This window comes from Rhizobium sp. BK491, from assembly GCF_014194925.1.
Lineage (GTDB): Bacteria > Pseudomonadota > Alphaproteobacteria > Rhizobiales > Rhizobiaceae > Rhizobium.
The window spans coordinates 1,014,748-1,037,743 of the sequence record NZ_JACIAR010000002.1 but is presented as its reverse complement, the minus strand read 5'-3'; the positions used below and the strand labels follow the sequence as shown (position 1 = coordinate 1,037,743).

The window sequence follows — 22,996 nt, the reverse complement described above, 5'->3', positions numbered from 1 at the left end:
GCGCAAGAACAAAGACCTGAAGCGCCGGAAGCGAGTCTTAGAGATCGCGCCGTGCTTCAGGCCAAATCAGCGGAACCATCATGCCAGCCGTATTCCTCAGAGAGCGCTCCTTCATCCGCATCACCGGCGCGGAAGCAGAAGCGTTTCTGCACAATCTCATCACCACCGATCTCGTCTCGCTTGGCGCCGATGAGGCTCGCCCCGGCGCGTTGCTGGCGCCGCAGGGCAAGATCCTGTTCGACTTCATGATCTGGCGGGATGGTGCAGAGTTTTTACTCGAAACCGACACGGCACAGCGGGAAGGTCTGCTGAAGCGGCTCACCATGTATCGACTGCGCGCCAAGGTCGATTTCGTCGCAGAGGATACCCAGGGGGTCACGGTCGCATGGGGAGATAATGCGACGCACGGGCCAAAGGACAGCCGCTTCGCCAAGGCCGGGATTGTGCTGAGCCGGACGCCCGGCGAGCACGGCAGCGACCCCGATACGCTCTATGACGCGCTGCGGATCGCCAACGGTATTGCCGTTTCCGGCCGCGACTTCGCCTTGCAGGACGCGTTCCCGCATGATGTGCTGATGGATCTGAACGGCGGCCTCGGCTTCCGCAAGGGCTGCTATATCGGCCAGGAAGTGGTTTCGCGCATGCACCACCGCGGCACGGCGCGCAGGCGTGTCGTCATCGTCAGCGGCGGTGCCGAATTGCCCGCCTCCGGCACGGAATTGACCGTCGGCAGCAAGCCGATCGGAACTCTCGGCTCGACCGCCGGCAATATGGGCCTTGCAATCGTCCGTATCGACCGGGCCGGCGAAGCCATTGCCGAAGAGGCTCCGATAAGGGCGGGCGATATCGACGTTACCGTGTCTCTGCCGGCCTGGTCGGGCCTCTCCTTCCCCGCGCGCGCCGACGAGGCGTCGGCATGACATCGGCGACGACTGCGCGCGCCTGGCAGCGCATGTTATCCGGGCGCAGGCTCGACCTGCTGGACCCGTCGCCGCTCGATGTCGAGATCAGTGACATTGCGCATGGGCTTGCCCGTGTCGCGCGCTGGAACGGCCAGACCTCCGGCGACCATGCCTTTTCGGTGGCGCAGCATAGCCTTGTGGTGGAAGCGATCTTTCGTCATCTCAACCCGGCAACGCCGGACGAACTGCTTGCCGCCTTGCTGCATGATGCACCGGAATATGTGATCGGCGACATGATCTCACCGTTCAAGTCCGTCGTCGGCGGCGATTACAAGGTCGTGGAGAAACGGCTCGAAGCTGCCATCTACCGGCGCTTCGCCCTGCCTCCGCATTGCGCGCCGAAGCTCAAGGAAAAGATCAAGAAGGCCGACACGATCTCTGCCTATTTCGAGGCGACGCTGCTTGCAGGCTTCACGCCCGATGAAGCCCGCAAGTTCTTCGGCCAGCCGCGCGACATCACACGCGAGATGCTGCCGATCGAGCCGATGCCGGCAATCGAGGCGCAGCGGCTGTTTCTGAAGCGCTTCGAAGCGATCGAGGCGGAGCGCGCTGCCATGAGGGTTGGGGCGTGACCAGGATCGTCGTATCGCCGCTCGCCCGCATTGCCGAAATGGCCGTTCATCATGGCGCGCGCGAAATGATCAGCCTTATGGCCAAGGAGCACAGCTTCCACCGCCCAGCGGTCATCCAGGCGGATCGGCATCTGCTGCTCCATATGAACGACATCAGTTTTGCCGGGACAGGCGATCTCGTCGCTCCACAGGAGGCGCATGTTCGCGCGATTATCGATTTTGCCTCCGGCTGGGATCGAAGCGCGCCTTTGCTCATCCATTGCTGGATGGGCGTCTCCCGCTCGCCGGCGGCGGCGCTGATCGCGGCTTTGACCGTTCACCCCGAGCAAGACGATTTAGTGCTGGTGCGTCAGCTGCGGGTAAGCTCGCCATTCGTCACGCCGAACGCCCGACTGGTCGCCATCGGTGATGAGCTGCTGGGACGCCAGGGGCGCCTGATCGCCGCAGTCAAAGAGATCGGCCGCGGCGCGGATGCCGACGGCAATGCACCTTTCACACTGTCCTTGGACAGCTAGCGCGTCGACGGCCATCAAATCAGCGCCAGCAGGCACGCCCTCGGCAGAACAATCGCTGCCGGATGCCGACCGCGTCGATAGCTGGATTCACTCTCGATTGTCTGGCCGCCGGCCCCTATTGAATAACGGCACATGCCAGACGCTTGCCCGCACCGCCGACGGGCTGGCTGCGGTAATCGTCGGACTCCGCATGGATCATCAGCGTGCGGCCGCGAATGCCGTCTTTGCCGTTCAGCGATACCATGCCGTTGAAGACCTGGGCGCGCAGCTTGCCATCCTGATCGACATACTGGTTGGGCATATCGCCGGCATGCGGCCCGCTGGCGGCCAGAAAGCCATGTTCCGCCTTTGTGGGATTGAAATGCCCGCCGGCGGACTCGAAGCCGTGCGTATGCTCACACCGGCTATTCTCATGGATATGGAAGGCGACCCAGCGATTGGCGGGCATGCCGGACACTTCCAATTCGATCAGCACGCCCTTTTTACCTTCAGTCAACGTCGCTCGACCGGCCTGCTTACCGTCGAGGCCGACAAAATCGGCAGTAGCGGTATTTTGACTTTGGGTTTGTGCTGCCGCGGGCGCGGCTGCGGCAAGAGCGAGAATTGCAACGATCATTATCCGCTTCATGGACCACCCTCCCTGTTCTGCGTGGCTGTTGCCCAACGCATGGCAGGCATGACGGTTCCGGTAACTGGAAAAAATGATCCTACATCAAAATGATAAGGCAGCTTGCCGGTGCGCCGGCAGGCCGCCCTTTCATCGGATGAAAGTACGTATCAGGCCGCTACGCTATCGGCATCATATTGGCCGTAGGTACTGTTGTAGGCATCCATCGGCGACAGCAGATTAAGATCGTAGACGGCATTGGATTCCGGCGACTTTGCCGTAGAGGCAGCGTCGGCGCCCGGCAATTGCATGAGCTTAGCGATCAGGTTACCCAAAGCGCTGTTGGAACCATCGGCAGCGGCACCGGGATCGTCGGCTTCGAGAATGCCGGGGCGCTCGGCCGCCGCGCGCTCCCCTTCGCTCAAAAGACCGTCGTTATTCGCATCAAGGCGCGAGAGCGTGCCACGATACGGATAGGAGCTATTGGATATGGAAGAAACATGGGACATACAAACCTCCTAGGGTAGGAGCCGCCTCATGCGACGTCGTTTGTACTCAATACATTCAGAGCTAAACTAGGAACTGGTATTAAGCTGCTTCGCGCTGCCGGTAAAGACAAATTGTTAATGAGTATTAACCATAGTTCCCAAGCGGCAAATCCGGATTTTCTAATATTGGTTTTGTGATGCCTTGTCAGGCGACGGGGCATAATCCCCTGGAATCATAGGCTAATCCGGCTATCCAGCCTTACTCGATGAACAGTTTCGTATATGGTGCGACGGATTGCCCATGGAGGGGACATGATGGAATTGTTGCCGCTCGTCATCCTGATTGTCGGTATCGTGGTATTGCGGGGCCACAACCTAAGGATAAAGCAGCTTGAGGCGCGCGTTCAGGAGCTGCAAAATGCTCTCGAGGGCAAGGTGCTGACGCCGGATACGGGCGAATCGATTCCGGCGGCTTATGCCGTCGCGCAACCCATGGACGACGAACCGAAAGTCGCGACCGAAGATACTTCCGCGCCCGAAATCGAGGAGCCCGCTCTCGCTGCACGCAACATTGCGGATGCGGGCCAGGAAGAAGACACTCCTCTTGCGAGCCAGACCTCCACCCCACCGAAGGAAAGCCTGGAAAGCACTATCGGCGCACGCTGGGCCGTCTGGGTCGGCGGCATCGCCCTGGCACTCGGCGGCATCTTCATGGTCAAATATTCGATCGAGAGCGGCCTTCTCAGCCCCGGCGTGCGTCTGGCTCTTGCGGCACTCTTCGGCCTTGCCCTGATTGCTGCAGGCGAAGTGATCCGCCGCCGCACCGCGCCGGTTCTGAACAGCGCCTTTCAAAATGCGATGATCCCTGGCGTCTTGACGGCAGCCGGTGTCGTCGCCCTGTTCGGCTCGACCTATGCGGCGCATGCCATCTACGAATTCATCGGCCCCGCAACCGCCTTCATTCTTCTCGCGCTCATCTCGCTTGCCACGCTCGGACTATCGCTGTTGCATGGGCAGGCGCTTGCCGGCCTCGGCCTGCTGGCGTCGATGGCGACCCCTGCCCTCATCGCTTCTACCGCGCCACGTCCCTGGACACTCTTCGGCTATCTCGTTCTGACCTGGCTTGCGACCCTTTTGGCGTCGCGCCTGCGCCGCTGGTTGATCGCGCCGTCGCTCGCAAATGGGCTCCTGAGCCTGTGGCCGCTGCTCTACATTACCTTCAGCCCGGTCGTCGATCTCGCGCCGGTCACGCTTTCCATGCTGGCGATGATCGGCGGCACCATCTTCTTGTGGCCGGGACGCTATCCAGTCTCAGAAGCGGTGAAGGAAGACGCAACAACGGCACCGGCCGAAGACACGCCCCAGCGAGTAAGCTCCGGTATAGAATGGGCGGCATTTCTCGCCCGACAGCCCCTCGGCATGACGCTGACGGCCGCGATCGGTGCGCTCACGGTATCACTCTGCATCGTCGGCTTCAGCCTTCGATATGGATATCCAATCGTCGATGCGACATTCATGTTTGCGGCGATCGTCGCAGCGGTTGCGGCCTTCGGTGCCGGCCGCCTGCATGCAGCCTGGGCAACGATCCTGTCCGCGCTCGTCGCCGTGGTCGGCACGTCCGGCATTCTGACCAACTGGATCGCCGGGATCGAATCCACGGCGGATGGAACCGCCAGCCTGCAGAGCACGGTGCTCTATGAGGTCCTCGGCCTCGGCGCCCTCTTCGTAGTCATCGGCGCCTTCTTCCTCCGGCGCTTCGCCCAGGCGGAGAAGCCCTATGCCGCTCTCTGGAGCCTTGTCATGGCAGCCACGCCCTTGGCGATCGCGACGATCAGCTTCGTCAACTTCGGCAACTGGACGCTCGACTGGCTGCATGGGCTCTACGGCATCGGACTGGCGCTAGTTCTCATCGGGCTTGCGGAATGGCAGGATCGCAGCGACGGAGAAGAACTGAACCTGCCGACGAACATCCTCGCGGCCGGTTCGTTTGCCGCAGCAGTCTTCGCCCTGCATACGCTTGCGCATCATGCCACCGCGACGATCCTGCTGCCGGTTCTCGGCATCGCCTATCTTTTGGCGGGACGCCTGCGCAATTGGCCCGTTCTGCCATGGACCATGGTTGCCGCGCTTGTCATCACTATGGGGCGCATCGCCTGGCAACCGACGATCGTCGACCCCTCGGAGCTCGGCACGACACCGCTCTTTAACATGCTGCTTGCCGGCTACGGCATTCCGGCGGCTCTTGCCGTCCTTGCGGCGTTCATCACGCGTCATTCGCCGAGCCTGCGACTGCGCAACACTTTGCAGGCGCTCGCCTGCTTCCTCGTACTGTTAACGATCGCCATTCTCGTGCGCCACGCCATGAACGGCGGCGTTCTGAACGATGCGGCTCCAACGCTCGGGGAACAGTCGATCTATACGCTGCTGGCAATCGGTGCTTCCGCAACGCTGATGGCGCTCGATCTCAGCGCCGCGAGCCCTGTCTTCCGTTACGGCGGCATGGCTCTCGGCGTCATTTCGGTCGCAATGATCCTCACCCTGCATCTGCTGGGACTGAACCCGTTCATGACAGGCGAGAGCACGGGTCGCATCCCACTCTTCAACCTGTTGCTACTCGCCTATCTTCTGCCTGCCGCGGCCTATGGCGGATTGGCGCTCTTTGCTCGCAACCGGCGTCCTCTCCCCTATGTCGCAATGCTGGCTGTCGCGGCGGCCGTGATGGCCTTCGCATGGGCGACCTTGTCGGTGCGACGCTTCTGGCAGGGCGAGTACATTCCCTTCTGGAACGGCTTCATCCAGGGCGAGCTCTATTCCTACTCTGTCGTCTGGTTGCTGATCGGCATCGCACTTCTCGGGCTCGGCGCCCGCTTCGAGGCCCGGAGCCTACGCATCGCCTCGGCGGTGCTGGTCTTCATCGCCGTCGTCAAAGCCTTCCTCATGGACATGGCGAATCTCGAAGGCTTCCTGCGGGCACTGTCCTTCATCGGCCTCGGCGCTGTCCTGATCGGTATCGGCCTGTTCTACCAAAAAATCCTGACGCGTAAGAAGGCGACGGAATGATTGCGGCTGATACATTGACCCGATAGGACAATAAAACCTGCCGACTGATCATCCCGGAGCAAGTGCAGCTATGGACACCGACAAGATGGCGCGGGCTTTCGCCCCGTTCGAAGTGCTGGCTGCGGATCTCATTCCCCACGCCGCGGATGGCGATGACGGTTCGCACGATATTGCCCATATCCTGCGCGTCTTCCGCAATGCCATGGCCATCCAGGCCGAAGAAGGCGGCAATGCGCGCATTCTCGCCGCGGCCGTGCTGCTGCATGATTGCGTCGCCGTCGAAAAGAATTCGCCGCATCGCGCGCAGGCCTCGCGGCTTGCGGCCGAGAAAGCTTCGGGCATTCTGCGGCAACTTGGCTGGGCAGACGACGACATTGCCGCTGCTGCGCATGCGATCACCACACATAGTTTCTCTGCCAACCTGCCACCGGAAACATTGGAAGCGAAGATCCTGCAGGATGCCGACCGGCTGGATGCCATCGGCATGGTGGGCGCTGCGCGTTGTTTCTATATTGCCGGGCGTCTCGGCTCCGGCCTGTACGATCCCTTCGATCCGCTTGCGACAGAGCGGCCGCTTGATGACAAGCGCTTCGCCATTGACCATTTCGAGACAAAGCTGTTCAAACTGGCGGATGGATTCCAGACCGAGACCGGAGCCAAGTTTGCCGGAGCACGGCATGACCGGCTGAAGACCGTGCTGGCAATGTTCATAGACGAAATCTGAGGGCCACCCATGCGCGTCAGCGATCTTTTCATCTATCCCCTCAAGAGCGCCCGCGGCATCGCCATTCCGTCGGCAGCCGTCGATGCTTTCGGTCTCGCCGGCGACCGCCGCGCCATGCTGGTCGATCCCTCGGGCAACTTCATCACCCAACGCGAACTGCAGGCACTGGCCCGGATCGACATCCAGCCGACACCCTCTCATTTGCGCCTGAAGATGGAGGGCAAGCCCGACATCATCGTGCCGCCGCCGCATCCCGACAACCGTATGGACATCGTCGTCTGGAAATCAGCCGTCAACGCCTCCGTTGCCGACGAGGACACCAACAAGGCGCTGTCGGCATGGATGGGTCGTGAGGTCAGGATGGTGTTCTTCGACAGGCTTGCCAAGCGTATCGCCAATCCGGAATGGGCGGGACAGGATACGCCCGTCACCTTTACCGATGGCTATCAGATTCTCGTTACCACCACCGGCTCGCTGAAGGCGCTCAACGCCAATCTCGCCGCCCACGGCGAAGGCGCGGTCGGCATGGAGCGCTTCCGTCCGAATATCGTCATCGATATCGACGAGGAGTGGCCGGAAGATCGCTGGGCGGCAATCGAGATCGGCGGCATTCGTCTCGATCTCGTCAAGCCCTGCTCGCGCTGCATCATGACGACGCAGGACCAGCAGACCGGCTCGCGCGACGTGCCGAACCCGATGCCCGCCATGGGCCGCATCCGCATGTCAGCCGACCGGCGCGTGCCCGGCCCGCTCTTCGGCTGGAATGCCGTGCCGCGCGGCGAAGGCTCGGTGAAGATCGGCGATACGGTGACGGTGCTCGAGGAGCGCCCGGAGGGCTGGGCGCTCAAGCGGCGCTAAAACTGATCCTCTGGCAGGCCTTTTGCTGCTCAGCCTTTGGCGACAAGGCCCGGCGATACCAAGCCCTCGTTCAACGAAGCGACCGCAACCGCCTTCAGCGCGGCTTGCATGAAGCCGTCGCGCGCTGCGGCGATCTCGATGCCGCGCGGTTCGTAGACATGGCGATGCAGGAAGAAGCCGGTCAGGCGGAAGGCGGCGGAAAGGCTTTCCCGATCCGCGGCGACCGTCGATCCCGTCGAGAGAAATGGCGGCAACGCCAGCATCTTGTCCGCCCAGGGCATACCGGCTGCCCGGCAAACGGCACGCCCGGACTTCGGCGAAACGAAAGCCAGATCTTCACGTACGCCGGTTGCTGCGCATTCCGTCAAATCGAGACCGAAGCCGAGATCGTTCAACACGGCAAGTTCGAAGCGCACGAAGAGTTCGCCGGCATCGGCAGGGTTCTGCAGGTTTTCCAGAATGACATCGAGCGCATCGTAGAGATGTGGATGCGGATCACGCTCCGGCAAGAGCCGCAGCAATGCGGCCATTGCCTGCACGCCATAGACGGCAGTCGCGGTCTCCATCAGCCGCGCTGCCCGGAGTGTGACCGGCTCCATGCGAAACTCGCCGAGATGCTCATGCAGCCTGGCCCGCCAGGTCACCTCGACGAGATTGCCGGCCTGCAGCACCGGCTGCATGGCGCGCGAGCGACCGGATCGCACCAGCCCCATATGGCGGCCGCGGCCACGCGTCATCACCTCGGCGACGACACTGGTCTCGCCGAGACGTTTGACACCCAGAATGATCGCATGGTCCTGCCATTGCATCGGCCGGCTGCCCCGAAAAATTTCCGCGATTCGAGTTTAGGGCAAACGGCCGCGGCTGTCACATGGCAAGAGAGGAGCCGCCGGCCAGGGCCTCGACAAAGAGACGCATGGATTGCTCGTCGAAGGGCTTGTTCAAAAGCGGCACATGCCGCAGATCGGCCGGAAAATCGAGCGTATCGGAATAACCGCTGACGAAGCCGAAGGAAATGCCGCGTTCCATCAGCAATCTGGCAAAGCCGAAGCTCGTCGACTCTCCAAGATTCACGTCAAGCATCGCAAAATCATAATGTTCGGAATGGATCGCGTTGACCGCCTGTTCCAGATTCGAAGCAATCTCAATCTGCTGAATACCTACAAGACGAAGGATTTCCTCAGTCTCCATTGCAATAATGAGATTATCTTCCAGTATAAGCACGCGCTGAAACGTCATATCAGCGCCATCCCTGCACGTATGCGCCAGCTGGCGCAGCCCGTAAAAAGTCCCGCATCTATCCCTCCGGCGCCAATCATCGGCCCGTATTGAATGGATGGTTTGCCCCATCCGCCATGGCTCAGTCTCTTGTGACATGACTTTGCCTCCAACCCGCTTCGCACTTTTTGCACTGCGGCACTATGGGCTCGTCACCATGCTCCAATCGCTTTTGTCGCCGGGGTTAGTAAAAGGTGAAACTGGTAGAAAAGTGACGATAACAGTAATCTATGCTGATACAGTTATTGCCGGCATTTAAAAAAGACATGCGTTTGCTAAAAAGGCAGTGCCTAGATGAAGGGGCGCTTGCCCGAATCAAGACCGTCCCAGCCCGCAAGTTCTGCAAGCCCCTTCCCATCCAGAACCTCGCAGCCCCTCTCCTGCCAAAGGAGCAAACCTCGGGCCGCCAGCTTTTTCAAAGTCTTATTGGTATGGACGACGGAAAGGCCGAGTGTATCGGCGACATGCTGCTGCGTGATGGGGATAACCTTGCTGCCGTTGAAAAGGCGCAGAGTGCTGGCGCGCTGGTGCAGATATGCAATGAGATAAGCGGCCCGCTCCATCGCGGAGCGGCGGCCGATGCTCAGCAGATGCTCATCGAGAATCCGCTCCTCACGCGATGCGATCCAGGTCAGATCATAGGCCAGCGAAGCATGAGAATTATAGAGCGTCATCAACTCCGTGCGCTCGAAAACACAGAGTGATATCGGCGAGAGCGCTTCCGTCGAATGCTGCATCTCCCCCATGATCGACCCCTGCAATCCGATAAGATCGCCGGGCATCACGTAGTTCAGGATCTGGCGGCGGCCATCCTCCAGCGTCTTGTATCGAAAACCCCAGCCGGAGAGGATGGTGAAAAGGTGAGCGCTATGCGCGCCTTCGAGGAAGATCGTGGCACCGGCATCGACAAGAAGCTCACCCTTCTTGAAGCCGCTGATGAAATTCAGCTCGTCGCGCTCGAATTCCCGGAAATGCGGCAGTGATCTCAGCGGACATTGCTGGCAGGGCGTGCGTCGTCCATGCACCGTCGCTGCTGCCTTCGCCATGAAACACCCCTCAAGTTACAGCGGCAAACAGAATATGCCCAATAAGCCACTGTAATATTAAGCGTTGCAGGAACGCAAACTCTCGTCAATGCGGGAAGTCGAGGCCCATTTCCCGGAAGCGCTCGGGGTCGTCTCCCCAGTTTTCACGGACCTTCACGAAGAGGAAGAGGTGCACGGGCTGCTCCAGGATCGCGGAGAGTTCCTTGCGTGATGCGGTCGAGATCGATTTGATCGCTTCGCCGCCCTTGCCGAGAGCGATCTTCTTCTGGCTTTCGCGCTCGACATAGATCACCTGTTCGATGCGCACGGAGCCGTCCTTGCGCTCTTCCCACTTTTCCGTCTCGACATGCGAGGAATAGGGAAGCTCCTGATGCAGACGCAGAAACAGCTTTTCGCGGGTGATTTCGGCGGCAAGCTGGCGCATCGGCAGGTCGGAAATCTGGTCTTCCGGATAATACCAGGGACCTTCCGGCAAGGTCTTCGCCAGATAATCCATGACGTCCTCGCAGCCGGAGCCGCTTTCCGCCGAGATCATGAAGGTCTGCTCGAAGGCGATCTTCTCGTTGGCGGCGGCGGCAAGCGCCAGCAGGTCCTCACGGCGAACGCGGTCGATCTTGTTCAAGACGAGAATCTTCGGCTGGGAAACATCCTTCAGCCCTTCCAGGATGGCTTCGGCATCGCCGCGCAGACCACGCTCGCTGTCGATCAACAGCATGATGAGATCGGCGTCCTTGGCGCCACCCCAGGCGGACGTCACCATGGCGCGATCAAGACGGCGGCGCGGCTTGAAGATGCCGGGCGTGTCCATGAAAACGATCTGCGCATTGTTGTGAATGGCGATGCCGCGCACGATGGCGCGCGTCGTCTGCACCTTGTGGCTGACGATCGAGACCTTTGCGCCGACGAGCCGGTTGACGAGCGTCGACTTACCGGCATTGGTGGGGCCGATAAGGGCAACGAAGCCCGAATGCGTCGGGCCGATATGTTCAACCGCGCCGTCTTCGGCGGGCGTGTCCTGCTGATTGGTCATTTTCCACTATTCCCCGGCAGTCACTTCTCAGTCAACTGAGGCTGCCAAATACCTTCGCGTTCCAGGATCCGTGTCGCCGCCATCTGCTCGGCCGCACGCTTGGAGCGTTCTATTCCCGTTTCAGGCGCCGTTCCCTTGACTTCCACGGTCACCGTAAAGCGCGGATCATGATCCGGTCCGCTGCGATCATCAACCCTGTAGACCGGGGTGACGCCGAATTTCGCATGCGCCCACTCCTGCAGCTCCGTCTTGGCGTCGCGCCTTGCGCCCTCCGGCCGGATGGCGCGGCGCTCCCAGAAGCGCAGGATGAAGGCCCGGGCGACTTCAAGTCCGCCATCCAGGTAGAGTGCTGCAATAAGGCTTTCGACGACATCGGCGCGCACGTTGAGCATCCGCTTACCCGTCAGCTTCTTCACGTCGGCGCCGGTGCGGATATAGAGATGCAGCTCCATCTCATCGGCGACTTCGGCACAGGTTTCGGCGCTCACGAGCTGGTTGAGGCGAACCGAAAGCTCGCCTTCCGTTGCCGCACCGAAGGTCTTGAAAAGCAATTCCGCGATACAGAGGCCGAGAACACGGTCGCCGAGAAATTCCAGGCGCTCGTAATTGCCCGTCTTGTGCGTACGCGCGCTGGCATGGGTCAGCGCGCGGTCGAGACGCTCCTTCTCGGCGAATTCGTGGCCGATAACGACCTCAAGCCTGGCACGATCCGCCTGGGAGAGCGTCTGTGCCTTCGTCATTCGACAACCTTGAAAATACGGTCCCAACGCATATTGGTCGGCCATTTCCAGATTTCACGGAACGAGGTGTCGTGACCCAGCGAGAAGAAAATGACGCTGGCACGGCCGATCAGGTTCTCAGCGGGGACATAGCCGACATCGAAACGGCTATCGTCGGAATTGTCGCGATTGTCGCCCATCATGAAGTAATGGGCCGGCGGAACGACATATTCCTGGGTGTTGTCGCCACGCGAATTCGGCGAAAGATCCAGCGTGTCGAAGACCTTGCCAGTATCGGGCAGACGTTCGCTGTAGACGGCAATATGGTCACCCGGCTCCTGGCTGTAGTCGGACGAGAAGGTGCCATGCGGCTCGCGCGGAACGGCCTGGCCGTTGATATAGAGAATGTCGTTCTTGACCTGGATGCGGTCGCCCGGCAGGCCAATTACGCGCTTGATGTAATCGACATCCGGATTCGGCGGGAAGCGGAAGACCACGACATCGCCACGCTTCGGCTCGCTGCCCAAAATGCGGCCGCTGAACAGATCGGGCGAGAACGGCAGCGAGTACTTGGAGTAGCCGTAGGCGAACTTGTTGACGAAGATATAGTCCCCGACAAGAAGCGTCGGCATCATCGAGCCGGACGGAATGGTGAATGGCTGAAAGAGAACCGTGCGGATGATCATGGCCAGGACGAGCGCCTGAACGATGACCTTAATGTTCTCCCATAGGGCGTTCTGCTGTTTTACGGCTTTCTCGGACACGCAGTCTTGTTCCTTTTTCGCACCCCACCGGCGCACTTATATTCAGGCACTGTCTACTCGCTTCATATCATCGCGGCAATGGCGCGGGTGCCAAAAGCGACATACAGTCGTGATTCAAGCATCCACCGGCAGCGCTTCGATAATCACAAAGGCCTGAGCAAGAGGAAAATCATCCGTTATCGTCAAATGAATGGCAGCGCGGTGATTTGCCGGCAGCATGGAAACCAGCCTTTCTGCGGCACCGCCGGTCAATTGCATGGTCGGCTTTCCACTTGGCAGATTGACGACGCCCATGTCGCGCCAGAAGACGCCCTGCGCCAATCCCGTGCCCAAAGCCTTGGAGCAAGCTTCCTTGGCAGCAAAGCGCTTGGCATAGGAGGCCGCCCTGTTTTTGCGGCGTTCGGACTTTGCGCGCTCGATTTCGGTAAAGCAGCGATCGATGAACCGAGTGCCGAAGCGCTCGATCGTCTTTTCCACACGACGGATGTCGATGAGATCACTGCCTATGCCGATAATCATGGGAAGGCCCTCCTGGCGGCCCGGACAAGGTCAAGCCTGGGTCAGACGCTCGATGCGTTCTCGTCAAGCGCCAGCCGCTCGCGGGCGCGCTCCATAAGGCGCTCCTTGCGGCGGGTCTTGAAGGTCTTCACACCATAATAGGTCAGCGCGTAGACAATCACGCCCGTCACGATGGCAGGCGGAATGCCGCCGATCAGCATCGGCTTCAACACCGGGTCCCAGATTTGCGAGAGATCGCCCTTGTGCCAAAGCGCGGGCAGATCGATGCTGCCGCCCTGACCGCCGCTATCGCGTGACAGGATCAGATGGCCGATTTCCCAAGTCAGAGCCCAGATGAAGGGGTAGGTAATCGGATTACCGGCGGCCAGACAGCCTAGCGCCGAAGCGATGACATTGCCGCGTATCAGATATGCGATGATGATCGCCATGACGAAATGTACGCCAATGAACGGTGTCCAGGACACGACAATACCTGCGGCGAAGCCGGCCGCGACCGAATGCGGCGATGCGGCAAGGCGAACGAGGCGCTTGCCGAAATATTGGAACGAGCGGATGAAGCCCTTGCGGGGCCAAAGGTGCTCCCGCAGTTTTTCCTTGAATGTCAGTGGTTTTCGGCGGCGAAACAGCATGCGGCTTATCTAGTGCAACGGGGGCCGTCATGACAAGAGCGGCCAAGCGTATCATGCACCGATTAAGAACCGAAAGTACGGCTCTTTTTTGGAACGTCAGCTGCTATTGAAGCAGAAAATGGACGTTCCCCTTCAGCGGCAGGCAGCAATCCCGCAAGATCGGGATGCTCCAAGGGCGCAACAACGACGCGCCCCTCCTGGTCTTTCAAGTATTAACGGCTATTAACGCGTGCGGAACAGACCGCGGTCGACCTGACGCTGACGATATTCAAGGTCAAATCGGTCATGCGAACCATTCAGATAAGCCATTTCGCGTTCTTCAACACTCGGAACACGCAGGGCACGGGCGATTTTCTTGATCGGGCTAAACATTATCTTCTCTCATTTCAGCTTCGTTTCTTCGATGACCAGAAGATAGGCGCAACAAAGGTTAATTACCACCGCTTTGAAATATACGCAGCCATGCGCATAGCGCATATCTATCCCGAAATGCGCTCGAATCTGGTCATAAAATGATCACAAAATATGCAGCATGCTTTGAGATCGGCCGACATCATTCGTAGAGGCGCTTTACCGTCGCAATGCAATCGAGTTCCTTGAGCTGCACCAGAAGCTGATTGAGCTGACGCAAATCCCAGACTTCGACGTCGAGGGCCATTTCGGTGAAATCGGCCGCAACCCGAACGGTATTGAGCACGCGAATGTTGACGTCGACGTCCGCTACGGTCTGCGCCACCTTTGCAAGCGTGCCCGGCTCGTTGAGAGCATTGATCAGGATTCGGGCGGCAAAGCGGGACTTGTTGGCTTCGTCCAGATCCCAGCGCACATCGATCCAGCGCTCGGGCTCGTCGTCGAACCGCTGCAGGACCGGGGACTGGATGGGATATATGGTGATGCCCTTGCCCTTTTCCATGATGCCGACGATGCGGTCGCCAGGAACCGCGCCGGTCGGCGCGAAATGCACCTCGACGTTCGAGGAAATGCCGCGGATCGGCGGCGCATCGATATCGGCGCCATCGGAAACCTCGGCCTTGTTCTTGCCGGGGATCTTGAAGATCATGCCCGAGGCGCTGCGAACGTTGAACCAGCCCTCGTCGCCGGCAGGCTTGACCGTCACGCGTTCGTCTTGATGATCCGGGTAGACCGCCCGCAAGACATCGAGCGACGACATCTCCCCTCGCCCGACAGCGGCGATCGCATCCTCGACATCCTTCTGGCCGAGGCGATGCAGGGCAGGCTTCAGGGCATCGCGCGAGAAGACCTTGCCGGCACGCTCGAAAGTGCGCTCCAGAATGCGGTGGCCGAGGCCGGCATATTGCTTGCGGATGGCAAGCCGGGTTGCGCGGCGAATGGCGGCACGTGCCTTGCCGGTGACCACGATTTCTTCCCAGGCGGCCGGCGGCACCTGCACGCCCGAGCGGATGATCTCGACTTCATCGCCGTTGTTCAGCCGCGTAACGAGCGGCATGATGCGGCCATTGATCTTGGCGCCGACCGTGGTGTCACCGATATTCGTATGGACGGCATAGGCAAAGTCGATCGGCGTCGCGCCGCGCGGCAGGGCGATCAGCTTGCCCTTGGGCGTGAAGCAGAAGACCTGGTCCTGGAACAGCTCAAGCTTCGTGTGCTCGAGGAACTCTTCCGGGCTGTCGCCCTCGGCCAAAGCCTCGATCGTATGGCGCAGCCAGGAATAGGCGTTGCTTTCCCGCGACAGGAGCTCACCATCCGCACCATTGCCGTTGCTATTCGTGCCGTCCTTGTAGAGCGTATGGGCGGCGATGCCGAATTCGGCGATCTCATGCATGCGCTTCGTGCGGATCTGCAACTCGATGCGCTGGCTGGAAGGGCCGACGATCGTCGTGTGCAGCGAGCGATAATCGTTCTGCTTCGGCGTCGAGATATAGTCCTTGAAGCGGCCGGGAACGACGCGCCAGCGGGTGTGGACGATGCCGAGCGCCCGATAGCAGGACGGAATATCGTCGACGAGAAGACGGAAGCCGTAGATATCGGAAAGCTGCTCGAAAGAGAGCGACTTCGACTGCATCTTGCGGAAGACCGAATAGGGCTTCTTCAGCCGGCCCTTGACCATGGCGTTGGCCAAGCCGTTGGCAACAAGCAGATCGCGCAGTTCGGTCTCGATCTTCTTGACCAGCCCTTCATTACGACGCGACAGCTCCTCCAGGCGCTTGGTGACGGTATCATGCGCTTCCGGATTGATATGGCGGAAGGAGAGCTCCTCCAGCTCCTCGCGCATGTCCTGCATACCCATGCGGCCGGCGAGCGGCGCATAGATTTCCATCGTCTCCTCAGAAATGCGCGCGCGCTTTTCCGGCGACATGTGATCGAGCGTGCGCATATTGTGCAGGCGGTCGGCAAGCTTGACCAGAAGCACGCGTACGTCGTCGGAAATGGCAAGCAGCAGCTTGCGCAGGTTTTCGGCCTGCTTGGCCTTCTTGGTGACGAGATCCAGCTTCTTGATCTTCGTCAGGCCCTCGACCAGGCGACCGATGTCCTCGCCGAACATCTCGTCGATTTCGGCGCGCGTCGCCGTTGTATCCTCGATCGTATCGTGGAGAAGAGCGACTGCGATGGTCGATTCATCCAGACGCATATCCGTCAGGATCGCAGCAACTTCGAGAGGATGGGAAATATAGGGATCGCCGCTGGCACGTTTCTGCTGGCCATGCTTCTGCATCGCATAAACATAGGCTTTGTTGAGAAGAGCTTCGTTGGCATCGGGCTTGTATTTCTGCACGCGCTCAACAAGCTCGTATTGCCGCATCATTCCGAAGCTACTCCCGCAAAAACAAAAGCGCGCCAGTCATCCGACCGGCGCACGCATCTTGCCATCATATCGCTCCTGCCCGGAGCATCAAGATCGACGATCAGTAATCGTCGCTTTTTTCCGGCGGAACCAGACCTTCGATGCCGGCCAGAAGTTCTTCTTCCGACATCTGGTCGAAAGTAACGGCTTCAGGAGCGTCTTCTTCCTCTTCGCTGGTGGTGGAAGCACCTGCTGCCAGGAGGCTTGCCGGATCGGGCTCAGGCTCATCCACTTCGACATGCTTCTGCAGCGAATGGATCAGGTCTTCCTTGAGATCATCAGGCGACAGGGTCTCGTCGGCGATTTCGCGCAGCGCGACGACCGGGTTCTTGTCGTTATCGCGGTCGATGGTGATCGAGGATCCCTGCGAGATCAGGCGGGCGCGGTGGCTGGCGAGCAGCACGAGCTCGAACCGGTTCTCTACTTTATCAATGCAATCTTCTACTGTGACACGGGCCATTGCCTGTCCTTTGCGGTCGTGATGTCGTCATCATGTCTCGGAGTAGCACGCCGATACAAGCAAACGATGGCAAATTCAAGTTTTTCCTGTTTCAGCGCCTTTGCAGCCCCCGGGAAAGTGCTAAAATTCCCCTAGACAAACGGCGATTTCCACCGGAAGTTGCTTGGAATATCCCATTGCGTGCCCTAAATCTCGGTTATATGAATAATTCATAAAGTAATACGAATTATTCTGCAACGCCTTACAAGGCATTGTTTTAGCTAGCGTTTGAATGAAGTGATTACGTTTTTATAACAGTGGATAAGTAAGCAATGTTTGACCCACGCGAAAAAATTGCACTCTTTATAGATGGCGCCAATCTCTACGCTGCGTCCAAGAGCCTCGGCTTCGATATCGATTACCGCAAGCTGCTGAAGGCATTTCAGAAACGCGGCTATCTGCTGCGGGCCTATTATTACACCGCTCTCATCGAAGATCAGGAATATTCCTCCATCCGCCCGCTGATCGATTGGCTCGACTATAACGGCTACAAGGTCGTCACCAAGCCGGCCAAGGAATTCACGGATTCCATGGGACGCCGCAAGATCAAGGGCAACATGGACATCGAGCTGGCGATCGACGCCATGGAGCAATCCGAGACCGTCGACCATCTGGTGATCTTTTCCGGCGACGGCGACTTCACGACCCTCGTGGAAGCCCTCCAGCGCCGCGGACGCAAGGTTTCTGTGATCTCGACCATGTCGACCCAGCCGCCGATGATCGCCGACGATCTGCGCCGCCAGGCCGACCATTTCATCGACCTTGTCTCGCTGAAGGCCGAGATCGGCCGTGAAGCCTCGGAACGGCCCCCGCGCGCGCACGAGGGAGGTCACGCCGCTGCGGAATCCGAGGAATAGTTAGGGACTGTATTAGACGGGTTCGCTGCACGCGGCAGAAAGCGTTTCGCGTTTGCCGCGGCAAGCCGCCCTTCGCTAGGGCATCCTGAGCCTGCCGAAGGGGCGTTCGTCGCTGCAATCGTTTCATGCGCAGCTGTCTTTGCCCAGGGATTGCGCGCGGTAGAAGCATTTTGCGTTTGCCGCGACAGCCGGCCCTTCGCTAGGGCTCAGGGCGTTCGTCGCTGCAATCGATTCACTGGATCGATTGCTCGGGCGTTGCCCGATCGCTCCTCACCCTCACCCATTGTCCTTGAGCAGCCGGCTCTTCTGCCTGTTCCAATCGCGTTCCTTCTCGGATTCGCGCTTGTCATGCAGCTTCTTGCCCTTGGCGAGAGCCAATTCCAGCTTGGCGCGGCCCCGGTCGTTGAAATAGATTTTCAACGGCACCAAGGTCATGCCTTCACGGTTGATCGCCGAACGCAGCCGGCCAATTTCGCGGCTGGAAAGCAGCAGCTTGCGGCGACGGCGCGGCTCGTGATTGAAGCGGTTCGCCTGCAGGTATTCCGGCAGATACGAGTTGATCAGCCAGATTTCGTCGCCTTCATCCGAAGCGTAGGATTCGGCGATATTGGCCTTGCCTTCACGCAGCGACTTGACCTCGGTGCCCATCAGCACGAGACCAGCCTCATAGGTATCGATGATCTCGTAGTTGAAGCGGGCCTTGCGGTTTTCCGCCACGACCTTGTTCACCACGCGCTGGCTGCCTTTGGGTGCCATAATTCTTCTTCTTTTCCTGCGTCGTTCCGGCAGCAACCAGAGGTGCGCCACATCCTGGTTCCTAAATAAGCGAGACCGCCCTCCTTGTGAAGAGAGCGGTCCGGCAGAGTTTGGCAATGGCCTCGAATAGCGTCAGTTCAAGAGGCCGGCGTGGCGCAGGGCCGCATCGATCGCAGCCTCCGTGCTCGGCTCCAGGGTCGAAAGCAGCGGTGAGCGCACATTGCGGCTCATGCGGCCAAGCCGGGAGAGGCCGTATTTGGCGCCACAAAGGCCTGGCTCGAGGAAGATCGCCTTGTGCAGCGGCATCAATCGATCCTGATAGTCCAGAGCCCTGGCATAGTCACCGGCGAGTGTCGCCGCCTGGAATTCGGCGCAAAGACGCGGTGCGACGTTGGCGGTGACCGAGATGCAGCCGACGCCGCCATGGGCGTTGAAGCCGAGCGCCGTGGCATCCTCGCCGGAAAGCTGGCGGAAATCGCGGCCGCAGCTAATACGCTGTTCGGAGACGCGTTCGATCTTGCCGGTTGCATCCTTGACACCAACAATATTGGAATAGGACTTGGCAAGCGCGCCCATCGTCTCCGGCGTCATGTCGACAACCGAACGGCCGGGAATGTTATAAATATAGATCGGCAGCTTTACTGCCTCCGCGATCGCAGCGAAATGCGCGTAAAGCCCCTTCTGGGTCGGCTTGTTGTAGTAGGGCGTGACGACAAGAACCGCATTGGCGCCAACCTTTTCGGCATGCTGCGCCAGCTCGATGGCCTCGCGGGTATTGTTCGAACCCGCGCCCGCCATGACAGGAACCCGCTTATTGGCGATCTCGATGCAGAGCTCGACGACGCGCTTGTGCTCGTCATGCGACAGGGTCGGCGATTCACCCGTCGTACCCACGGGCACCAGTCCCTTGCTGCCCTCTTTTATCTGCCAGTCGACATGCGAGGCGAAGGAAGCCTCATCCACCTTGCCGGCGTCAGTAAAGGGCGTAACGAGAGCGGGAATGGATCCCTGGAACATGCAAGTCTCCTAGCGGTGCGGCATTCATGCTTCAGCCGCAATCCATGGTTATGAATCCGCGCACCATAAAGCGCAGGCTTGACGGCGACAAGCACGCTTTGAATGGTAAAGGGCAGTTTCCGATATCATAATTGATTGAAATTCGGACCACCGGTAAGGTTTCGTTAATATTGCATTTGGCAAATGGAAGGGGCCTTTTGTTTTGTGAGTAGCCGGATGAAGAGACCTGTCATGATCTGGACCGCCGCGGGCTTGGCGGTCGCCTGGGGCGCCGTCGCCTCGCAACTTCCCGGCCAGCAGATACCGACGAGCGCCAACGCCTATGTCGCCATGGCGCCGGATCCCATGAGCACGGCCGCGATCCCGCGCAGCGGCGCTATCGCCCCCATCAGCGGCGACCTGAAGGCAGGCCTAGACGCGCTTTCCAACAAGAATCCGATGCAGGCGCTCGCCATTCGCAATGGCATGGGGGAAGGCACGCTCGACCGCCATATCCTGACCTGGGCAATCGCCACTTCAGGCCAGCCCGGTATTCCCTCCGGCGAGATTGCCGCCGCCGCGCGTGAGCTTGTCGGCTGGCCGGGGCTTGGTAGCCTGCGCGCCAATTCCGAGCGGGCGCTTTACACGGAAAATCCGGCGACGGATCAGGTCCTGGCCGCCTTCGGCAACTCGCAGCCGGAGACCGTAGAAGGCAGCATCGTCCTCTCACGTGCTCTTATGGCGCGCGGCGCGTCGGCGCAGGCCGGAAGGCTGATCCGCAAGATCTGGCGCGATGAGCCATTGGACAAGCCTCTTGAGGACAAGATCCTTGCGGAATTCGCCAGCCTGCTTTCGCCTGCCGATCACAAGGCCCGCATGGATTATCTGCTTTACCGCGACCGGACGGCACAGGCCAAACGCTTCGGCGACCTCGGCAAGGCGCAATCGCTCTACAAGGCGTGGGCGGCCGTCAATGACCGCTCGCCGAAAGCCGATGCGCTGATTGCGGGCGTCGATGCGCAATCGCGCAAGGACCCTGCCTATCTCTTCATGCGGATCGAGCACCTGCGCCGCCAGAACAAATATGACGATGCCGCCAGTCTTCTGGCGCAGATGCCGAAAGACCGCAGCGTGCTTGTCAGCCCCGGCGCATGGTGGGCCGAGCAGCGCATCGTCAGCCGCGGACTGGTGGATCAGGGTGAATTCAAGGCTGCCTATCGCATCGTCGACGCCAGCGTTGCGGAAAGCCCGCAGGATATCGGCGAGGCCGAATTCCATGCCGGCTGGTACGCTCTGCGCGGCTTGCAGGACGGCGCAAACGCGTCAGCCCATTTCCGCAAGATCCTGCAGGTCTCGAACGGCCCGATCTCGCAATCGCGCGGCTGGTATTGGCTCGGCCGGGCAGCAGAGGCGGGCGGACCGGGTAAGGCTGCCGATTTCTATGCGAAGGCCGCCTCCTATCCGAGCACTTTCTACGGCCAGCTTGCCGCTGAGAAGCTTGGCCGCCGGACCCTTGATGTCACCTATCCCTCGCCCTCGGCTACGGATCGCCAGCGCTTCCAGACACGCGAGGCGGTGCAGGCGATTTCCAGGCTTGAGGCGGCCGGGCACGGATGGCGTGCCGACTCACTCTATCGCGCTCTCGCCAAACAGCTGGATAGCCCCGGCGAAGTCGCCATGCTGACAGCCCGCGCCGAGCGTTCCGGCAATCACCAGCTTTCGCTGCAGATCGGCAAGATCGCCTATGGGCGCGGCATCGACGTCGCAGCCCTCGCCTTCCCGATCGGCGTCATTCCGGACAACGCCAATATTTCGGGCTCGGGCAAGGCACTCGCCTATGCCATCGCCCGGCAGGAAAGCGCCTTTAATCCGGCCGCCGTTTCCTCTGCCAATGCCCGCGGCCTGCTGCAGTTGCTGCCGAAGACGGCAAAGGCCGTTGCCGGGCGGCACGGCATAACCTATTCCGCCGACAAGCTGACGCAGGATGCCGGCTATAACGCCACGCTCGGCGCCCATTATCTCGGCGAGCAGATCGACACCTTCGGCGGATCTTACATCCTGACCTTCATCGCCTACAATGCCGGGCCGAACAAGGTGCCGGAATGGATCAGCCGCTATGGCGATCCGCGCGGCAAGTCGCTCGACGACGTGATCGACTGGATCGAGCGCATTCCCTTCCCGGAGACCCGCAACTACGTGCAGCGCGTGATGGAAAACTATCAGGTCTACAAGGCGCGACTGGGGCAGAAAGCCGACATCGTACACGATCTGATAAGCGGTCGCGGCTAGCCGGTAACCCCAGTTGTGCGTGCTGCGGAAATGCCGTTACATCCCTCGCGATATCCGAAACTTGAGGGAGTGATACATGCGCAGCGACGATGAAAGCGGCTTCCTTGCCAGAACGATCGCGGCCGAGGACGGTTTGAAGCTTTATGTGCGGGATTATGCCTGCAGCGAAGCGACGGCGCACAACCGGCCGCCTGTCTTCTGCCTGCCGGGACTAACACGCAACTCGCGCGATTTTCACCAGTTGGCGCTGCTTCTATCGGAGGATTCCTTACGCCCACACAGGGTGATTACACTCGACGCCCGCGGACGTGGCCTATCCGAACGAGATCCCGACAAGTCCCACTACAATCTCGCCGTCGAAGCGCAGGACGTCCTGACAGTTTGCGCCGCTCTCGATATCTCGCAAGCCATCTTCATCGGCACCTCGCGCGGCGGGCTGGTTCTGCATATCCTCGCGGCCAGCCGACCGGACATCCTGAAAGCGGTCGTTCTCAACGATATTGGCCCTGTGCTGGAGAAGACGGGGCTCGCAGATATTCGCGACTATCTAAATCGCGACCGCAAGCCCGCCAGTTGGAGCGAGGCGGTCGAGATCCTGCGGGAGAACCATGGCAATGCCTTTATCGCGCTTGGCGAAGAAGACTGGCAGGACATGGCGCGAGCAATCTACGCGATAGCCGACGATAAACCCGTCGCCGATTACGATCCCGCTATTGCCGCGCAAATGCAGGCGCTCGACTTGGAATCGCCGATTCCCGATCTATGGACGCAGTTCCAAGGATTTCAGGGCATTCCGCTGATGGTGATTCGCGGCGAGAATTCGAAGCTGCTGACGCAATCCACGACCGATGAAATGGCAAAGCGCCATCCGGGCATCGTCGTTAAAATCGCCGGCGGACAAGGACACGCTCCTATCCTGCACCTCGGCGACATTCCGGAAGCGATCGGCGCTTTCATCTCGGAGCTTTGAGGACGAAGCCCGAAATCGTTCAGTCCTCATGAAA

Annotated in this window: 24 protein-coding genes; 9 read left to right on the top strand and 15 right to left on the bottom strand. The window is 60.0% G+C overall.

Features of this window, described 5'->3' with window-relative positions; all coding sequences use genetic code 11:
* Nucleotides 1-80 precede the first annotated feature (80 nt).
* The 3 genes from FHX05_RS12950 to FHX05_RS12940 are packed head-to-tail and all read left to right on the top strand — an operon-like array spanning nucleotide 81 to nucleotide 2,049.
* Nucleotides 81-920 carry a folate-binding protein YgfZ gene (locus tag FHX05_RS12950; RefSeq protein WP_183872087.1) on the top strand — a complete coding sequence of 280 codons (840 nt, stop codon included), beginning with the start codon at nucleotides 81-83 and terminating at the stop codon, nucleotides 918-920.
* Complete coding sequence (locus tag FHX05_RS12945; protein ID WP_112337952.1) at nucleotides 917-1,534, top strand: HD family hydrolase; 618 nt, start codon at nucleotides 917-919, stop codon at nucleotides 1,532-1,534. The genes FHX05_RS12950 and FHX05_RS12945 overlap by 4 nt, the downstream gene beginning before the upstream one ends.
* Nucleotides 1,531-2,049 (top strand): tyrosine phosphatase family protein, encoded by a 519-nt coding sequence (locus FHX05_RS12940; protein WP_183872085.1) that lies wholly within the window; start codon nucleotides 1,531-1,533, stop codon nucleotides 2,047-2,049. Before FHX05_RS12945 ends, FHX05_RS12940 begins: the two co-directional genes overlap by 4 nt.
* Before the next feature lie 115 nt (nucleotides 2,050-2,164).
* Here FHX05_RS12940 and FHX05_RS12935 read toward each other — a convergent pair whose 3' ends face one another.
* Both FHX05_RS12935 and FHX05_RS12930 read right to left on the bottom strand, forming a co-directional pair.
* The gene (locus FHX05_RS12935; RefSeq protein WP_015339310.1) at nucleotides 2,165-2,677 is read right to left on the bottom strand and encodes a superoxide dismutase family protein; all 513 of its coding nucleotides are present in this window, start codon (nucleotides 2,675-2,677) and stop codon (nucleotides 2,165-2,167) included.
* A 149-nt stretch (nucleotides 2,678-2,826) separates the two neighbouring features.
* Entirely contained in the window at nucleotides 2,827-3,165 is a 339-nt protein-coding gene (locus FHX05_RS12930) for a hypothetical protein (RefSeq protein ID WP_112414598.1), read from the bottom strand.
* Between the two features lie 291 nt (nucleotides 3,166-3,456).
* On the opposite strand from FHX05_RS12930, the gene FHX05_RS12925 reads away from it, so the two are divergent.
* The 3 genes from FHX05_RS12925 to FHX05_RS12915 all read left to right on the top strand — a co-directional run bounded on the left by FHX05_RS12925 (nucleotide 3,457) and on the right by FHX05_RS12915 (nucleotide 7,786).
* Nucleotides 3,457-6,204 carry a DUF2339 domain-containing protein gene (locus tag FHX05_RS12925; RefSeq protein WP_246698904.1) on the top strand — a complete coding sequence of 916 codons (2,748 nt, stop codon included), beginning with the start codon at nucleotides 3,457-3,459 and terminating at the stop codon, nucleotides 6,202-6,204.
* Nucleotides 6,205-6,289: 85 nt separating this feature from the next.
* Nucleotides 6,290-6,928 carry an HD domain-containing protein gene (locus FHX05_RS12920; protein ID WP_183872450.1) on the top strand — a complete coding sequence of 213 codons (639 nt, stop codon included), beginning with the start codon at nucleotides 6,290-6,292 and terminating at the stop codon, nucleotides 6,926-6,928.
* A 9-nt stretch (nucleotides 6,929-6,937) separates the two neighbouring features.
* Nucleotides 6,938-7,786: an MOSC domain-containing protein gene (locus FHX05_RS12915; RefSeq protein WP_183872083.1), complete on the top strand. Its 849-nt coding sequence runs from the start codon at nucleotides 6,938-6,940 to the stop codon at nucleotides 7,784-7,786.
* Between the two features lie 29 nt (nucleotides 7,787-7,815).
* On the opposite strand, the gene recO is transcribed toward FHX05_RS12915, so the two are convergent.
* The 11 genes from recO to rpoZ all read right to left on the bottom strand — a co-directional run bounded on the left by recO (nucleotide 7,816) and on the right by rpoZ (nucleotide 17,055).
* A complete protein-coding gene (recO, locus tag FHX05_RS12910; RefSeq protein WP_183872081.1) occupies nucleotides 7,816-8,595 on the bottom strand; it encodes a DNA repair protein RecO in 780 nt (259 codons plus the stop codon).
* A 58-nt stretch (nucleotides 8,596-8,653) separates the two neighbouring features.
* The gene (locus tag FHX05_RS12905; protein ID WP_015339302.1) at nucleotides 8,654-9,025 is read right to left on the bottom strand and encodes a response regulator; all 372 of its coding nucleotides are present in this window, start codon (nucleotides 9,023-9,025) and stop codon (nucleotides 8,654-8,656) included.
* A 329-nt stretch (nucleotides 9,026-9,354) separates the two neighbouring features.
* Entirely contained in the window at nucleotides 9,355-10,110 is a 756-nt protein-coding gene (locus FHX05_RS12900) for a Crp/Fnr family transcriptional regulator (protein ID WP_112607375.1), read from the bottom strand.
* Between the two features lie 85 nt (nucleotides 10,111-10,195).
* A complete protein-coding gene (era, locus tag FHX05_RS12895; protein WP_183872079.1) occupies nucleotides 10,196-11,140 on the bottom strand; it encodes a GTPase Era in 945 nt (314 codons plus the stop codon).
* 20 nt (nucleotides 11,141-11,160) lie between these two features.
* Nucleotides 11,161-11,880 (bottom strand): ribonuclease III, encoded by a 720-nt coding sequence (rnc, locus tag FHX05_RS12890; protein ID WP_112337959.1) that lies wholly within the window; start codon nucleotides 11,878-11,880, stop codon nucleotides 11,161-11,163.
* On the bottom strand, nucleotides 11,877-12,623 hold the full coding sequence (gene lepB, locus FHX05_RS12885) for a signal peptidase I (RefSeq protein ID WP_015339298.1): 747 nt from the start codon (nucleotides 12,621-12,623) through the stop codon (nucleotides 11,877-11,879). Before lepB ends, rnc begins: the two co-directional genes overlap by 4 nt.
* Before the next feature lie 114 nt (nucleotides 12,624-12,737).
* A complete protein-coding gene (gene acpS / locus FHX05_RS12880; RefSeq protein WP_183710543.1) occupies nucleotides 12,738-13,142 on the bottom strand; it encodes a holo-ACP synthase in 405 nt (134 codons plus the stop codon).
* A 41-nt stretch (nucleotides 13,143-13,183) separates the two neighbouring features.
* Complete coding sequence (locus FHX05_RS12875) at nucleotides 13,184-13,771, bottom strand: DUF2062 domain-containing protein (protein WP_183872077.1); 588 nt, start codon at nucleotides 13,769-13,771, stop codon at nucleotides 13,184-13,186.
* A 222-nt stretch (nucleotides 13,772-13,993) separates the two neighbouring features.
* The gene (locus FHX05_RS12870; RefSeq protein WP_015339295.1) at nucleotides 13,994-14,143 is read right to left on the bottom strand and encodes a DUF3563 family protein; all 150 of its coding nucleotides are present in this window, start codon (nucleotides 14,141-14,143) and stop codon (nucleotides 13,994-13,996) included.
* A gap of 181 nt (nucleotides 14,144-14,324) precedes the next feature.
* On the bottom strand, nucleotides 14,325-16,556 hold the full coding sequence (locus FHX05_RS12865) for a bifunctional (p)ppGpp synthetase/guanosine-3',5'-bis(diphosphate) 3'-pyrophosphohydrolase (RefSeq protein WP_112337961.1): 2,232 nt from the start codon (nucleotides 16,554-16,556) through the stop codon (nucleotides 14,325-14,327).
* 100 nt (nucleotides 16,557-16,656) lie between these two features.
* Nucleotides 16,657-17,055 carry a DNA-directed RNA polymerase subunit omega gene (rpoZ, locus tag FHX05_RS12860; RefSeq protein ID WP_015339293.1) on the bottom strand — a complete coding sequence of 133 codons (399 nt, stop codon included), beginning with the start codon at nucleotides 17,053-17,055 and terminating at the stop codon, nucleotides 16,657-16,659.
* Nucleotides 17,056-17,366: 311 nt separating this feature from the next.
* Here rpoZ and FHX05_RS12855 point away from each other — a divergent pair, with 311 nt between their 5' ends.
* Complete coding sequence (locus FHX05_RS12855) at nucleotides 17,367-17,951, top strand: NYN domain-containing protein (protein WP_112607383.1); 585 nt, start codon at nucleotides 17,367-17,369, stop codon at nucleotides 17,949-17,951.
* A gap of 276 nt (nucleotides 17,952-18,227) precedes the next feature.
* On the opposite strand, the gene smpB is transcribed toward FHX05_RS12855, so the two are convergent.
* Nucleotides 18,228-18,707, bottom strand: coding sequence for an SsrA-binding protein SmpB (gene smpB, locus FHX05_RS12850; protein ID WP_015339291.1), 480 nt, complete (start codon nucleotides 18,705-18,707; stop codon nucleotides 18,228-18,230).
* 132 nt (nucleotides 18,708-18,839) lie between these two features.
* Nucleotides 18,840-19,724: a 4-hydroxy-tetrahydrodipicolinate synthase gene (gene dapA / locus FHX05_RS12845; protein WP_183872075.1), complete on the bottom strand. Its 885-nt coding sequence runs from the start codon at nucleotides 19,722-19,724 to the stop codon at nucleotides 18,840-18,842.
* 216 nt (nucleotides 19,725-19,940) lie between these two features.
* Here dapA and FHX05_RS12840 point away from each other — a divergent pair, with 216 nt between their 5' ends.
* Together FHX05_RS12840 and FHX05_RS12835 are read left to right on the top strand one after the other, a co-directional pair.
* The gene (locus FHX05_RS12840; RefSeq protein ID WP_183872073.1) at nucleotides 19,941-21,992 is read left to right on the top strand and encodes a lytic transglycosylase domain-containing protein; all 2,052 of its coding nucleotides are present in this window, start codon (nucleotides 19,941-19,943) and stop codon (nucleotides 21,990-21,992) included.
* A gap of 76 nt (nucleotides 21,993-22,068) precedes the next feature.
* Nucleotides 22,069-22,962, top strand: a complete 894-nt coding sequence (locus FHX05_RS12835; RefSeq protein WP_183872071.1) for an alpha/beta fold hydrolase — start codon at nucleotides 22,069-22,071, stop codon at nucleotides 22,960-22,962.
* The last annotated feature ends 34 nt before the right edge of the window (nucleotides 22,963-22,996 follow it).